Origin of the sequence: Niastella caeni (genome assembly GCF_004834005.1) — a bacterium.
Classification (GTDB): Bacteria; Bacteroidota; Bacteroidia; order Chitinophagales; family Chitinophagaceae; genus Niastella; species Niastella caeni.
Map to the genome: position 1 here is coordinate 22,678 of NZ_STFF01000017.1, position 16,440 is coordinate 39,117.

Here is a 16,440-nt window from a genome sequence, read left to right on the forward strand (position 1 = left end):
CTTACAGTTTAATTGTATAACCCTTAAAATGATACGTTTACTCCCAACGAATAGTTCTTCATTACCGGGTATCCATTTTGGTCTAATCCCAACCCGCCCGGCATTCTTTGTCCCGTCGTTGACCTTTGACTGGAAGGTGGGTTTGCTTCCGGGTCCCAACCATCCCAATCGGTAATGGTCAGCAGGTTTTGCGCATTCACATAAACACTTAATGCCTTTACTCCTTTTAACCGCCTCAGCATACCATCTGGCAAACTATAAGTAAGCGTCACATCCTGCAGACGAACAAAACTTCTTGACATATAAGGCCAGAAATTCTCGCCCAGCGTAGCCACATAGGCAGCTATGCTTCTGTACTTTGCGCCGGGGTTATTGGGTGTCCAGTAGTCGAAAGGAAAGACATTGTTATTTCTGATATTATCAGGGTTTTGCAACATGATCCCAGGCTTACCCAGGTATCCGTTCTTCCCGCCCTGAATAGAATTGATAAAGAATTTTAATTGAAAGTTCTTATAGGTAAAACTATTTGAAATACCTACACTGTACGAGGGGTCCAGCTTTCCTATGATTTGCTTGTCGTCGGGTGTAATCACGCCGTCCTTGTTGCCAACATCTTCGATCTTGTATTGTCCCGCCTTAAAGCCCTGTGCTGCCAACGTTGAAGGAACAGTCTCGCCCAATTGATACATGCCGGTGATCTTATAATCATACACTACGCCATAGGGCTGACCAATAAAGAAACTCAGAATAGGGTCATTTGCAGTGATCAGGTCTTTACCTGTTCCGTCAATATCCAGGATCTTATTCCTGTTCCGGAAGAAATTAACCGTTACATCCCATTTGAAATTTTTTGTAGAAACCGGAACACCTGTGATATTTAACTCCTGGCCTCTGTTTTGAATTTTACCGATGTTGATCAGGTAGGTGCCAAATCCGGTTACAGCAGGTGTGGCCCTCGCGTTCAGCAGGTTCTTTGATTGAGAGAAATAGATATCCAACGATCCGGAAAGCCGGTTATTTAACAATGAAAAGTCTAAACCGGTATTGGTCGAGTTGGTGGTTTCCCATTTTAAATTCGGATTGGGCAACTGCGAAAGGAATGATCCCAACTGCGCACCTCCCGAGGTACCATATAAATAGCCATTCCCCAAACCAACACTGATTTGAGACAGGGTTTGATACCTGCCTACAGTTCTGTTACCTGTAGACCCGTAGGATACCCGCAGTTTAAGATCATTTATCCATGAATAGGATTGCATAAAATTTTCTCTGCTCACCCGCCATGCAAAAGCAAGAGAAGGGAATGTGGCGGTCTTGTTTTTGCTCGAAAAACCAGAGAAGCCATCCCTTCTTACCGTACCGGTGAGAATGTATTTTCCATCATATGAGTAGGAAGCCCGCGCCATTTGATAAAGCGCCTGTTCCTTCCAGGGCAGTATGTTACCATCATTAGATACAGTAAGCCGCGAGGCATCGCCAACATCCAGCCTGTCGTAAGATAACGCCCCATTGAGGATGCCTGCCGCTGTAGTGCTGGCGCCGTCATGTTTGTTTATTTCAGCGCCATATAGCAGGGTAACATCCACTCCATGTAAGCCAAATTCTTTTTTATAAGTCAGGATATTATCGATAGTGAGAAAATAATCTGCCTCATATCGTTTATAGGCCGTTGCTTCCACATTCGGAGCACTGTAATTAAACCTGTTATAGGTTATATAATTGTTCCCGAAATTCACCCGATAGTTTAATCCTTTCACATAAGGGATGTCTACGCTGGCGTACACATTACCTATGAAGTTGAGGTTCCTATCCTTGTCTCTCGATCTTTTCAGCAGCTCTATAGCCGTTGGCGTGGTGGTGTTTGCATAAAATTGCAGCATCTGGCCCGTTGTGGGATCAAAAGGCAGGGTAAAAGGCTTTAAGTACGTGATATCGGTAAACGTTGGAGATACGCCGCTATAATCGTTAATGGATAATCCTGTTTGCGCACCGATCGTCATCCAGTCAAATACTTTTGTATCAAGGTTCAACCGTAAGCTGTGCCTGCTGTAATTATCATTTAATATCAGGTTCCTTTGATCAAAGAAACCGTAGCCAAAATAAAATTTGGTCTTCTTTGATCTGCCACTGATGCCAATGGAATGATTCTGGATCCGGGGGCTTGGGTTGGTAAGCAGGCTCCACCAGTCTGCCGTATAGCCGTTTTTATAATTGCTGGCCTCAACTGCAGCCAGTTTAGTGCTGGGGTCCCAGTTAGGGTTCATTTTGGTGGGGTCGCCGGGGTCCCTGCTTTCAGACAGATACCAATCTCCCAATTTTTGTATATACTGATCGCCCGTCATGGGCTTCATTTCTTTTTTTGTCATTTCCTGAATGGAATAAGATCCGGAATAATCAACTGTTGTCTTGTCCATTCCGCTGGCGCCGCTTTTTGTAGTAATGAGCACAACACCGTTCGACGCCTGCGAACCATATACGGCAGCGGCGCTTGCATCTTTTAACAGGTCTATGCTTAAAATGTCTGCGGGGTTAATAGAAGTCATCGATCCCCTGTATATTAAACCGTCCAGTACGATCAGTGGAGCAGTAGTTCCGGAAATAGAGTTTCGGCCACGGACCATCAGCGTAGGGTCAGTGCCCGCCTGTGTGGTTTGCCCCACGGTAAGTCCCGGAACAGTTCCTCTTAAAGCCGACATCACATTCGAGTTGGGCGATTGCTTTTGCACCTGTAAGTTGGCCTTCACTACCGCGCCAGTAACGTCCTGGCGTTTTCTTGTACCGTAACCTATTACTACCACGTCACTTAAAACAGCGTCGCTAAGCTTTAAGGTCACAGCAACCTGGGCAGCATTACCAATAGTAATTTCAACCGGTTCATAATTTATTGCGGAGATCTCGAGCATATCGCCCTCCTTTGCCTCAATGGCAAAATTGCCGTCGTTGTCGGAGCTTGTACCCCTGGTTGTATTTTTAACTTTAATGGAAGCCCCGGCAATTGGTATTCCGGCTTCGGTACGAACTGTACCGGTAATTCGTTTATACTTCGCGCTGGCGACAAATGTTTGATTGGAAAGAGAGACGACAACCTTGTAAGCAGGTATCAGTTTCCAGTTGTAATTGGTTCCATTAAACAACGCAGAAAGCGTTTGGTTGATCCCCGCATTTTCAATGTCAATGGAGAATCGTTGATTGGCCGGCAGGTCATCGCTGCTATAAAAAAACCGGTATTTGGTCTGACCTTCAATCTTCCTGAAGATCTCCTGAATACTTCCATTGACAACTTTTAGATTAATAGCCTCTTGCGCATGGTTTTTAGCAGATACCTGTAAGGCGATAAAAACAAATACCGTAGATAATCTCATAAGCAGTTTAATTTTCCGTAAGCATAAAAAGGCCCTTACAGAAAAAAAGCAATCGCTAATTTTCATAAATTTGTTTGGTTTTTAGAACTAAGATTTCGTTTAAATCTGAAGTGGGGAATATGGCGATATTCTCCACTTTTTTTACAGCATGTAAAGCTTGTTAAATCATTGTCGCCGGGTTTTAATAAATGGTAATTTGTTTGTTGCTAATGGTATAATGGAATGGTTTGATCATTTGTAATATTTTTAAAATATCCCCTGCATTATCTTCATCATAAACACCCGTGTACTTATACCCGCTTATCACCTTATTTTTAAACTCGATCTTTACATCAAACTGTCGTTCCAGGTCCAATGCTATTTCCGAAAATGGTTTATCAAAAAAAGCCATCTTGTCATTCAGCCACGAAGTTTCAACTATAACACTATCCTGGACCTTTATACTTGTTAGCTCCACTTTTTTATCGCCGCCGGAAGGCATTTTATCCTTATCGTCATCCGCATTTTTCTTTACAATAATTTTTTCAGACGGTTTCAAAAGAACTTTATGTTGTGCATTGGCACGCAACGTCAATTCAATGCTCCCCGTCAGTAACGCGGCCTCCATCTTTTGTTCATTTGAATAGTTACGCACATTGAACCTGGTACCCAACACTTTAATATCCGCCTCATCGGTGTGAACAATAAAAGGAATGGCTTCATTATGTGTTACTTCAAAGTAAGCTTCCCCTGTCAGGAACACCTCTCTTGTTGTTTTGCCAAATCCTTCTGCATAACTAACCCTGCTCTTCGCGTTAAGCCTCACAATAGAACCATCGGGTAAGGTCATGGTAGACCTTGCTTCTCTTTGGGTGCCTGTTGCAACAGTAGTAAGTTTATTATCTTGTACCGGTTCATTCTTCTTTACCAATAGCCACGTTACCCCCAGAACTAAAATGGCAGATGCGGCAACCAGCGTTCTGACCAGGACCCGTTTAACAGAAAAATCGCCCTTGTATATTTTATTCTGCTCCCCCATTTTATCGGACTTCATCATTTTCGCACGATGCGCTAAATACGCGGTCTCAATATCAACATCCGACACTTCGGATGAATACGCTATAATTTGATCATAAAATATTTGCAACTCCGGGTGGACCTGAAGAATAGATTCCAGCTCTTCCAGTTCTGATGCCTGAAATTCCCCGGCAAGTTTGCGGCCGAGTAAATCATAAAACCTATTTTCTACAGATGGATGCATACAATTGTATATTTGAATAGACGAATGGAAAGGAGCTTGCCGTGAATGATGGAAAAATTATTTTTTTTCATGCAGATACGCATCCAACGCCGTGCGTATCTTTTTTAGCGCAAGACGCATATGTGTTTCGGCTGTATTGAGTGAGATCCCAAGTACTTCGGTCACCTGTTTATAAGGCAGGCCTTGTTCTTTCACCAAACGGAATACCAGTTGAGATTGGGTAGGTAACGCGCGGATTATTTTGCCAATATATTGCTCCAACTCGCCTTTGGCATATAAACTCTCAGGGGAATTTTTATCAATTGCATATTCCTGTATATTATCAGAGATGGCAACGGTAGGAATTTCGCGGTTTTTCTTTCTTAGTACATCATATGCTTTATTCCGCGCGGCCTTAAATAGATAAACGGTTAGGTTTTCAACATGGTTTAAGTCCTCGCCCATCGTCCAAACCTTAAGCATCACTTCCGATACAACTTCCTCTGCATCCTCCTTATTGTTGAGAATAGATGTAGAAAAACTTAATAAAACAGGATAAAAATGATAGAATAATTTCTTGTATGATTCTTCGTCCTGTAAAAAAGACATTTTTTTCTGCAAGATCAATATCTCATGGGCGGCAAGTTTCACTATTCTAACTATGAATTAAGTTATTTGAGCTATTCGTAAGTTTTTCGCAAATTAAACTTAAAAAGCACAACGCAGATCAATTTATAACAAAACAAAATCAATAAGTTATGATGATGTGACGAGGTTCGCCGGCCAAACAACCGGTCGGTTAAGAAAAAATTGCGCCATCAGGTATTCATTCCCGCTTTCCACGGCTTTGTTTATTGCCTGCTTCATGTAAAGGCTGCTTTCATTACTGTTGAAAGGGAAACGAAATAGCGCCACTCCTTTCCAGGCCAGGCTGCGGGATATATAAGCTTATTCAAAAATTCAATTTGATCAATAACGCTTTCAGTATTAGACAAATATACCAGAACTCATGGTGTATGGGTAATGTGGTGTGCATTGTGTGCCGGTACAATTGAAATCGGAGAAAATTAAACTAAATTTATCCTGATACCATTTTTTGCTATTAAATCACAACTACACATGAGAAAAATTTTGCTCTTCGCAACAGCATTGTTGTGCAGTACAACATTGCTTGCACAGGATCTTTACAACTGGAGGTTACTACCCAATAACACCAGGATCATTACCGACAAAGCCGTAGCCCGGCTTGCATTTCCCACCGATTTCAAATTATATGATGTGAATTTTACTCCTTTAAGGACCCAGGTATTTAAAGCTGTAGGTAAAGCATTTGCGGCGCCTTCAACAATTATCACATTGCCTAATGCAGACGGACAAATTGAGCAGTTCGAAATTGTTGAAGCTTCCAATTTCGAGCCGGCATTGCAGGCGCAGTTTCCTGAAATAAGAGCATTTTCGGGAAAAGGCATTACCGACAAACATGCCACCGTAAAGTTGAGTATTTCACCACAGGGGATCCAAACAATGGTCTTCCGTACGGGAAAGGAAACTGAATTCATTGAACCTTATTCTGCCGACCACACTATTTACGCTGTATTCAAAAAACAACCGAGGTCTTTACCATGGAAGTGCTCTACGCCAGAGCAGCAATTGGCAACGAGTATAGGTAACCAGGTAAATAACGTTACGGCCAGGTCAACCGGTGATGCCAAAACAATGCGACTGGCTCAATCAGTTACGGCCGAATACTCCAATTATTTTGGGGCCACAAGCGCTTCACAGGTTGCCCTGGTGCTGGCGGCAGTCAATGCAACGCTTACCCGTTGCAATGGTGTTTATGAAAAGGACCTGGCGCTCCATCTGAACCTGGTGGCGGCAAGTACCAGCGTGTTCTATTATAATCCCTCAACAGATCCCTACTCCCCGGCCAGCTCAGGCGCAGGCGGCGCATGGAACAGCGAGTTACAAAATACATTGACCTCTGTGATCGGCGCAGCGAATTATGATATTGGCCACCTGTTCGGGGCAACCGGCGGTGGCGGTAACGCGGGTTGTATCGGTTGCGTTTGTGTCAACAATTCAAAAGGAAGCGGCTATACTTCTCCTGCCGATGGCATTCCGCAGGGAGATAATTTCGATATCGATTACGTAGTGCATGAAGTAGGGCACCAGTTGGGCGCCAACCATACGTTCTCCCATGGCAATGAAGGCACAGGGGTTAATGTTGAACCTGGTTCCGGCATTACGATTATGGGTTATGCCGGTATAACCGGCCAGGACCTTGCGCCACATTCTATTGAGTATTTTCATGCCGCTTCCATTGCACAGATCCAGGCTAATTTGGCAACCAAGACCTGCCCGGTAACTACCATTATATCGGGCAATAACGCCACCCCGGTTGTAAATGCCGGCAGTAATTACACTATTCCTATCAGCACCCCGTTTGCACTGACCGGTTCAGCTACTGATGCCAATGCGGGTGACGTGCTCACTTATAGCTGGGAGCAAAATAATAATGCTTCCTCATCACAAACAGGAAGTAACAGTGTGGCCAGCGCTACCAAAGCTTCCGGCCCCAATTGGATCACATTTGCCCCCAGCACGTCGCCAACAAGATATTTCCCCAAAATGTCGACTATTCTTGCAGGCGGCCTGGTGAGCGGTCCATTAACAGGTGGTGATGCGGGCGCCAATACCGAAGCATTGAGCTCTGTTTCAAGAACGTTGAACTTCCGGTTAACAGTAAGGGATAACGCGCCTTATAGTTCTACAGCACCGGTAACCATCGGGCAAACCAATTTTGCCGACATGACAGTGACCGTTACCAATACATCAGGGCCATTTACGGTGACGGCTCCTAATACGGCTGTATCATGGGCGGGCAATTCATCACAAACCATAACCTGGAATGTAGCCAGCACAACAGCAGCGCCTGTAAGTTGCGCCAATGTAAAAATATCCATCTCTACAGATGGCGGCACTACATTCAACACCTTAGTGGCCAGTACGGCTAACGACGGTAGCGAGGTGGTAACTATTCCTAATACACCCACCACAACAGCCAGAGTAAAAATAGAAGCCGTAGGAAATATTTTCTTTGATATTTCCAATACCAACTTCACCATTACATCCGGTTCAGGCTGTGCTTCACCCGCAGGGTTAACAGCTTCTGCTATTACCACTACATCTGCTACCGTAGGATGGACAGCAGTGAGCGGCGGTGTATCGTATGATGTGGATTATAAGCTTACCTCATCTTCTACATGGACCAATGCGGCAACCGCAACAACAGCTACTTCTGTTGGCTTAACAGGTCTTACACAGGCAACTACTTATGATTACAGGGTAAGAACCAATTGCGCCAGCGGCAGCAGTGCGTATACAGCAGCACAGTTTACCACTACATCAACCTGTGGTACGCCCACTGGTTTAACCAGTTCAGCTATAACAACTACCGGCGCTACTGTTAGCTATGCAGCCGTAAGCGGCGCTTCGAGTTATTCGGTGGATTATAAAGCTAATTCCTCTTCTACATGGATCAGTGCTGCAACCGCCACCACAGCCACGTCTGTTACATTAAGCGGATTAACATCAGGCACATTATATGATTGGCGGGTAAGAGCAAACTGTTCAGCAGGCAGCAGTGTATATGCTACTGCACAGTTCACTACCACCGCAACAGGTTGCGCAAGTCCAAAGGATACATCAACCAATGGAACAATTACCGGAGCAGCAACCATTCCATTTAATACCAATATCACTGGTCTCATCAGCCCAAGTGGTGATATTGATAATTATAGATTTGTGATCACTACCGGTGGTACTGCCACTGTTACATTAACAACGGTGCCTTTTGATTATGACCTGAGGGTGCTGAACAGCGCAGGTACACAGCTCGCTATTTCACAGGCAGGCGGCACCAGCAATGAAACTATTAGCAGAACCTACACTGCGGGTACCTATTATGCACAGGTATATGGTTACAACGGGGCCAATAGTGCTACTTCTTGTTATACATTACGGGTACAATTAGGTACAGCCAGCCGCGGCGGAACCGAAGGTCTTACTACCGATGTACAGAAAGTGGATGTATTCCCGAACCCTGTAAAAAATGTAGTGAACGTTAACCTTACAGGTTACACAGGAAATTCAGTGGTGAGCATGTTCGATGTGAATGGCCGCGTGGTATTGCATCGCCAGGTGAGCACGGGTAACTCGCAACTTGATATTTCTGCATTGCCTGCAGGTGTTTATATGATGAGAATTAAGAACGGAGGAAAGGAAGTGAATATGACGAAGATCATTAAACAGTAAATGGTGAGTAGTAAGTTGGAAAACGGGATTGACCAAAAGGTTAGTCCCGTTTTTATTTGAAGCCGCTTATTTCTGATTTTGAGATTTGAGATTTCGGGATTTCATTATGTTTGGCATTTTTATAAATCTAAAAATCCCGAAATTCCAAAATCAGCAATTTTTGAAAATAGCGAGTTACCAAAATATCATCTATTTTTTTGAAAAATATGGTCAGGGGCCCTTTTTATAAATAAATTAATTATATATTGAAGTGTAGTTAGCACATTAATTGACCTGATAACACCATGATTAGCCGCCGGTTAAGGGCACTATTATTAATTGTATGTTGGCTTTTGGGATGGCTGCCGTCAAAGGAGCAAGCGCTCACGAACGGGTATAGTATAACCCATTACAACAGCGATAATGCCCTTCCGCAGAACAGTATCACAGGTATGGCCTTTGATAAAAACGGGTTCCTGTGGCTGACCACCCAAATGGGCATCGTTCGATTTGATGGCAAAAATTTCAGGGAATACAATACACAGAATAGTCCGGCTTTATTTTGGAATGAATTTTTACTGTCACAACAAGCGCCGGGAACCAACAGGATCTTTATTAAACCAACGGCTGACAGCAGTCGTATCCTCACTATAACCGATGACTACCAGATTGTGACTGATAGCGTCATTTCCGCCTCTCCGCATCACGCGTTGATCGCTCCCAACAGCCACCTTTTTTCTTACCCTGGTATTTACAAAACATATAATAGTAAGGAAGGGGTGCATAAACAATTGCTCCAAAAACTGGCAACCAGCCATGCGCTGGTTACCGTGAATGAACGGCAGGCATATTTCCCTTATGCCGGCCATACTTACTTCCTCGATGAAAATACGCGCAGCTTAACGGTATTGCCTGAAATTACCGGCCGTAAGCCGGCCCTTCAGTTCATGGTAAACGATCTTTATTTTTATATAGATGATCAGTATCGCCTGCTGGCATTCAGGAATGGGACCCTGCAAAAAAATATTAGTTGTACCGCTCCCCTGCTGCAACTGTTAATTGCTGAAGCCAAAGCAGCCCAAGACCCGGTGCAAACCAGTTTAAAAATCAAACGGGATGGTACACATACCCTGATGATTTGTAAAGATACCATCCTGCAACTTAGGATGGTCAACAACGTGTTGGACTATAAATTGCTGGCAGCCAATATACCTGTTGAAGACATCAAATGTATGATCTATGAGGAAGATCACAAGATCCTTTATGTAGGGTCCATGACAAGCGGGTTGTATGTGCTGAAGCTGCATGAATTTGAAAGGCTTTTATTTAATAAACCCGGCTTCGCAGCCAATAGCCAGACTTCACAAATTGAATTACCGGGGCAACGCATACTTACCTGTACAGGCATTCTAAATTATTCCAGCAAAGATCATGTTCCCTTTCCCGCTACCCGAAATTTCGACAAGCATGTTCTGTTCCAGGCATCCGATGGCGCCATCTGGTACTCTGAATCCAAATTACTTAAAAAGACCGATGGCCAGCTGCGTGCTTTTACAGATGTGAAACACCTGGGCTATTTTCTTACCGGCATTATTGAAACGGAAAATAAAGAGCTCATCTATAGCAACAAGCACCAGGTCTTCAGGCGCACCGGAACAGCAGATACGATTTTAGTGAATGATCTTGGCCTGGCAAAGGACGAAGAGATCTCTGCCCTCAGGGCAATTACGCCTAATATATTATGGATAGGCACGTGGGCAGGCTTATTTACCTATGATCTGAAGAAAAATTTGTTGCGCCCGATGCCTGGCATGGAAAAAAAATCAGTCTCTGTCATTCATGTGGCAACCGATAGCAGCATTTGGATCGGCACTTACGGACAGGGCATGTACAAATTCTACCAAAATCAATTCATCAAAATGCCTATGGATAGCAGGAATGCCCTTGTCACTGCACATTGTTTTATGGAAGACAGGCATGGCTACTTCTGGATCCCCACCAACAAAGGATTGTTCAGGGTGGCTAAAAAAGAGCTGGATGATTATGCGGCAGGCATTCAGACCCAGGTTTATTATTATTATGTTGATAAAGCATATGGATTTAGTTCCAATGAATTTAATTCATGCACGCCCTGCGGCATTGAAACCAGGGATGGCTGGTTTTCGTTTCCCTCCATTGATGGCCTTGTACGGTTCAATCCAGACAGCGTTAGTATCGATCTGCCCGATAAGAATATCATTATAGAGCAGGTAACGGCAGATGATAAAAGAATAGTAGTAAAAGACAAACTGGTAGCAACACAGGATGCCGGCTCTTTGATCTTTGAAATTTCCGCTCCATATTTTGGTAACAAAGTCAATCTGCATCTTGAATATGCTATAAAAGAATTGAATGATAAATGGTACCCGGTAAACGCTGACGGTAAACTCATAATAACAAACCTGAACAGCGGTAAGTACACGCTTACTGTGAGAAGTCAGACCCCCCATGCGCACTACACCTATAATAATTTCCAGTTAACCATACTTCCTTACTGGTATGAACAGGTATGGTTCAAATGTCTGTTGGGCGGGCTGGCAATAGGAACATTTCTATTATTTTTCAGGTTGCGGTATAACTACCAGGTAAAACGAGCGCAATTGCTGCAGCAAAAGGTAGATGAAAGAACAGTACAATTATCAGAGAGTAACCGGGTAAAAGAGTTAATGATCTCAGCTATCCTGCACGATCTGCGGTCGCCGCTCCGGTTCCTGCACATGTTGGCCAGGCGAATGTATAATAACCATAAAGCTTCAGCAGATAAGGAACTGTCGCAGATCCTGTTTCAATTCGAGAACGCCACCAACGAAATATACGATTTTACCCAGGACTTCTTTGTGTTTACCAATATGCAAAAAGAAGGCTTTGTTATTAAACGGGAAAAAATAGTGTTGCGGGACCTTGTGGCTGAAATTATCTCCCTTTATGAAATGGGCGCCCAGCTTCAAAAAAATACCTTCAGCAACCTGGTGCCGTCACCTGTTACACTGCATACAGATGCCAGCCTGTTAAGCCTGGTGCTGAGAAACCTGGTTGACAATGCCAATAAATATACATCCGAAGGCACCATAACGATTGAAGGGATCCAGGATGCAACCACCACCCGCATTATTTTGACCGATGAAGGTGATACCATGAATAAAGAACTGGTAGCACGTATTCTTAATAAAAGTTTTAATCCTTCCCTGCACGGTGGGTGGGGTTACAAGATCATTATTGAGATCCTGGACAGGTTACATGGCTCACTTGACATTGTGCCGGGCAATGACAAGGGTAATATAATTACCATAACTTTTGAAAATAAGGGGTAGCATATGAATAAATTTTTACTGGCGGATGATCATCATATTGTAAGGACCGGACTTGGCCTTATTATAAAAGAGGAGTACTCTAATGCGGAAATAGATGAATGCAGTAATGGCGATTGTGTATGGAAAAAAATACAGAGCAAAGGATACGACCTGATTATTCTGGATATAACGATGCCTGGAATGGACTCCCCTCGCCTTCTGAAAAACATCTTTACCCTTAAACCCGATCAGAAAGTGATGATCTTCTCGATGAGCAATGCGGCCATTTATGCAAAAAAATACCTGGCCATGGGCGTGAAAGGATTTATCAATAAGGAAGCTGAACCTTCGGAGGTAAGGCTTGGCATTGTGGCCATCATGAACAATCGAAAATATCTTGGGAATGACCTGAACAATATACTAACCCTGAAGGATAAAGACATCCAGGCAGGCACTCCATTTGATAGCCTTAGTATCAGGGAGCTTGAGATCATGAATCACCTGGTGCAGGGAAAGAATGTTTCAGAAATTGCCGAAATGCTATTTCTGCATATTTCAACGGTTAGCACCCACAAAGCTAATATTATGGAGAAGCTGGGTGTTTCGAATATAGTTGAACTCACCCAAATGGTTCAGTTATTCAAAAAAGATTAGCAAAAAAGCAAGTTGGATGTTGCACTATGCCTGTCTTATATGCAAACCAGTTTGCATATAAGCAATAACGTTACAACAGCTTTACTTACAAATTAATGTTACGGGGAAAACGGCACTATTTTTTCTTGTACTTCCCTCTAATAATCAAACCTTATGTTAATGCGTAACATTTTTTTGCTATCTGTTCTGTTTTTTTGCTTTTCCTGTAAAAAAGAGCGTGCTGTAAATCCTGAGGATACAGAAAATACGGAGAATAATCCTGCCGGTAAGGCCGCAGCCCAGGTGTATTATGTTGATGGAGCGCAGGGCAACAACCAGAATGACGGTCGGACCCCTGCCACAGCCTGGAAAACAATTCAAAAATCTTTTGATGCTGCCGTGGCCGGAAGCACGGTAAAGATCCGGGGCGGCGTTTACTATGAGCAACTGACCGTACGGGTTAACGGTACTGCGGGAAACCCTGTTACATTTACGAATTACAATAATGAACAGGTGATCATTGACGGATCAAAAATAACCGGCACTACCATTCTTACCATTACCGACAAGAAGTTTCTCACATTCAGCAACCTCACTGTTCAAAATATTACAAAGAACAACGCAATGGGTATTCTGGTATCGGCAAGTAAAACCGGAGGGGCAAGTGATCTAACCTTCCGAAATGTGGTGGTCAAAAAAATTAACTGGACCAGTAATGCATCTACCATACCGAATGCCAATCAAAATGCACAACCTTTCATTGCATTCGGATATGGGACCGCTCAGGCAAATGCCATTACGAACCTGGTTATTGATAGTTGTGAATTTGCCAATAATATCACCGGCTTCAGCGAAGCCTTATCTTTAGATGGCAACATCGACGGATTTACTATTACCAATAACAAAGTACACGACAATGCGAATATTGGCATTGCAGCGTTAGGGCATTATGGCGTAAGTACCAATTCGCAGGTAGACCAGGCCCGCAATGGTTTGATCAGGGGAAATAGCTGCTTCAATAACAAGGCCAGCTATGCTACCAGCGGCGGTATTTATGTGGATGGAGGAAAGGATATTAAAATTGACCGGAACATAACCTATCAAAACGGTTATGGAATAGAAGTAGGCCATGAAGAGAATGGCACCACCAGTAATATCATCGTTACCAATAACCTGATCTACCTGAACCAGATCACGGGAATTGCTATTGGCGGATATGATGACGGTACTACCGGGCAGGTGATCAATAGTATTTTCAGGAATAACAGTTTTTTTAAAAACAATACCGACAATGATGGTTCCGGCGAAATATATATTACAAAAGCCTCCAATTGTACCATCGGGAATAATGTTTTTTATACCAATAGTCAGAATACCCTGTTCTCACTGGAGAATATTTCGCCGCAATCGGGAAATAGCTTTGACTACAATGACTGGTTTACACCGAGTGGAAACGCTAACGACATCTGGATCAACTGGCGTAATACAGGTTATGATTCTTTCTCAGCCTATAAAGCCGGTACCGGGCAGGATGCGCATTCTTTCTTCAAGGACCCGCTTTTCGTAAGTGTGGGAGCCACTCCTGACCTGCATGTGAAAACTGGAAGTCCCTGTTTGCGTTCAGGTAATTTATCATGGATCACTGATGCCTCAGAAAAGGATCTGGATGGTAAGCCACGCGTAGTTAATGGAGCAGTTGACATGGGCGCCTATCAGCAACAATAATCAAATAAGCATATTTCGTTCACAGATAAAAAAGTCTTGCCGGTTAAAACCGGCAAGACTTTTTTATTTCGTCGTAACAAACCACAATTTATGAAAAGGCGGTTAAATGCTGGAAGCACCGCCATTAAGTACCCAATGCTGTTTCTTATTTTAGGATAAGCTCTATTAAAAACCTTCTTCTGCCTCAAAGCTGATCTTCTCTTTGGTTTTGGGATGCGTAAATTCGAGATGAGCGGCGTGGAGGTACATTCTTTTAGCTACTGTACCATAAAGATCGTCACCAACAATTGGCGCATTTAGCCCCAGTTCATGGGCTGAGTGCATACGTAACTGATGGGTTCTTCCGGTAAGCGGCCAAAAATCTACCTTGGTCATTGCGTTGTATTTTTTTATCACTTTCCACCTTGTAATGCTTTTTTTCCCGGTTTCAAAACATACCAGTTGTCTTGGCCGGTTGTACACATCGGCAATCAGCGGAAGGCTGATCTCTCCTTCTGACTCATCAATTTCTTTAGAAAGTAATGCCCTATAGCGTTTTCTTACCGTACCCTGCATAAACTGTCTTTGAATATGCTTGTGCGCCTGCTCCGTTTTGGCAACTACCAAAAGGCCGGAAGTATCCATATCGAGCCGGTGAACAATAAGCGGTTCAGTGTCTAATACATCTTTCAGCCTGGTGTAAACAGACTCCCGGATCTCTTTTCCAGGAACGGAAAGTAATCCGGCAGGCTTATTAACTACAACAAGACTTTCATCTTCATACACAATTTTAAGCTCGCGACTGCCTTCCGGGATACGTAAAAACGGGTTTTCGTCAACCAGCATACCTTCCAGCATATGCGCCAGAATAGGTTTGCACTTACCAGTACAGGCCGGATAATATTGTTTATGTTTTCTGATCTCAGATTTTGGAGTAGCCCCCCACCAAAACTCGGCCATAGCAATTGGTTTGTAGCCGTTCACAAATGCAAATTGCAAAAGCTTGGGTGTTGCACATTCACCTGCACCTCCAGGTGGTTTTCCAAAAGCAGTCAGGCTGAAGATCTCCTGTAAACTTTTACTTTTCCCATCCTTATTTAAAAATACATATTGTTCAAAAAGCTGTTGCTGCAAGGCTGCCGATTTTTCCTTACGCTCATTTTTTAAATTTTCAAGATCACTTTCAAATTGAGCCAATGCTGTTCGTATCTTTTCAAGGATCTTTTCCCATTTGTTTGTGAGAACATTAAGCTGATGTTTGTCATGCAAACTCAGCTTTATAAGGTCGGCTTCAACCGCCTCATAATCCCGGGAACTCAGGCGCTGCTTTTTCATTTCACGGATCTCTTTCCGGCTTTCTCTATTGCTTTTTAATTGTTCCCTGAAAGCTGATATTTCCTGCAACGATTGGGCTGAAAGCACTTCCAGGTCAAGTTTTAGATGCAGGTAGTTATTGTTCGACTCAATTTCCTTTATGCGGTCATTAATAGCATTAATGATCTCTATCTCTTTGAGAAAAAAGCTGTTTTCAACCAGCATATCGAAGACCGGTGGAACAAATCTGGGATGATCGTTTGAGCCTGCCAATTTACCCGAGAAAGCTGACAGATAGCCCAGTTTCCCTGCTGGATCCTGCACAACCAAAACGCCAAACATTTTGCCGATAGCAATGCCCTCCCTATCAGTACTCAGTCCAAAATTATGCTCAAGGTGTGTTTGAGTTTCGAGGTAATGCTGCAGTTCAGTAGCTGCAATTTTTGTTAAAGGGTGCGGCTCATAATAAAAAGGGAAAGTAAAACGTTCCGGTAATTCAATATCATTTATCGTCTTGTCCAAAAAATAGGAAATCTTCCCCTGACTATGTTCTCTCAAGTGATTTATGTCGTTTAAGCCGCAAAAA

Annotated in this window: 8 protein-coding genes; 4 read left to right on the top strand and 4 right to left on the bottom strand. The window is 43.3% G+C overall.

Going from position 1 to position 16,440, the window contains the following annotated elements; translation table 11 throughout:
- Positions 1–23 precede the first annotated feature (23 nt).
- The 3 genes from FAM09_RS30395 to FAM09_RS30405 all read right to left on the bottom strand — a co-directional run bounded on the left by FAM09_RS30395 (position 24) and on the right by FAM09_RS30405 (position 5,190).
- Positions 24–3,362, bottom strand: a complete 3,339-nt coding sequence (locus FAM09_RS30395) for a SusC/RagA family TonB-linked outer membrane protein (protein WP_243751815.1) — start codon at positions 3,360–3,362, stop codon at positions 24–26.
- Positions 3,363–3,543: 181 nt separating this feature from the next.
- On the bottom strand, positions 3,544–4,602 hold the full coding sequence (locus FAM09_RS30400) for a FecR family protein (RefSeq protein WP_136580948.1): 1,059 nt from the start codon (positions 4,600–4,602) through the stop codon (positions 3,544–3,546).
- A gap of 57 nt (positions 4,603–4,659) precedes the next feature.
- Positions 4,660–5,190, bottom strand: a complete 531-nt coding sequence (locus FAM09_RS30405; RefSeq protein ID WP_136580949.1) for an RNA polymerase sigma-70 factor — start codon at positions 5,188–5,190, stop codon at positions 4,660–4,662.
- A 510-nt stretch (positions 5,191–5,700) separates the two neighbouring features.
- Here FAM09_RS30405 and FAM09_RS30410 point away from each other — a divergent pair.
- The 4 genes from FAM09_RS30410 to FAM09_RS30425 all read left to right on the top strand — a co-directional run bounded on the left by FAM09_RS30410 (position 5,701) and on the right by FAM09_RS30425 (position 14,561).
- Entirely contained in the window at positions 5,701–8,895 is a 3,195-nt protein-coding gene (locus FAM09_RS30410) for a reprolysin-like metallopeptidase (protein WP_136580950.1), read from the top strand.
- 332 nt (positions 8,896–9,227) lie between these two features.
- Positions 9,228–12,224 carry a sensor histidine kinase gene (locus FAM09_RS30415; protein ID WP_166437324.1) on the top strand — a complete coding sequence of 999 codons (2,997 nt, stop codon included), beginning with the start codon at positions 9,228–9,230 and terminating at the stop codon, positions 12,222–12,224.
- Between the two features lie 3 nt (positions 12,225–12,227).
- Positions 12,228–12,857: a response regulator gene (locus FAM09_RS30420; RefSeq protein WP_136580952.1), complete on the top strand. Its 630-nt coding sequence runs from the start codon at positions 12,228–12,230 to the stop codon at positions 12,855–12,857.
- 159 nt (positions 12,858–13,016) lie between these two features.
- The gene (locus FAM09_RS30425) at positions 13,017–14,561 is read left to right on the top strand and encodes a right-handed parallel beta-helix repeat-containing protein (RefSeq protein ID WP_166437325.1); all 1,545 of its coding nucleotides are present in this window, start codon (positions 13,017–13,019) and stop codon (positions 14,559–14,561) included.
- A 165-nt stretch (positions 14,562–14,726) separates the two neighbouring features.
- On the opposite strand, the gene FAM09_RS30430 is transcribed toward FAM09_RS30425, so the two are convergent.
- A complete protein-coding gene (locus FAM09_RS30430; RefSeq protein WP_243751816.1) occupies positions 14,727–16,376 on the bottom strand; it encodes an RluA family pseudouridine synthase in 1,650 nt (549 codons plus the stop codon).
- Positions 16,377–16,440: the final 64 nt, after the last annotated feature.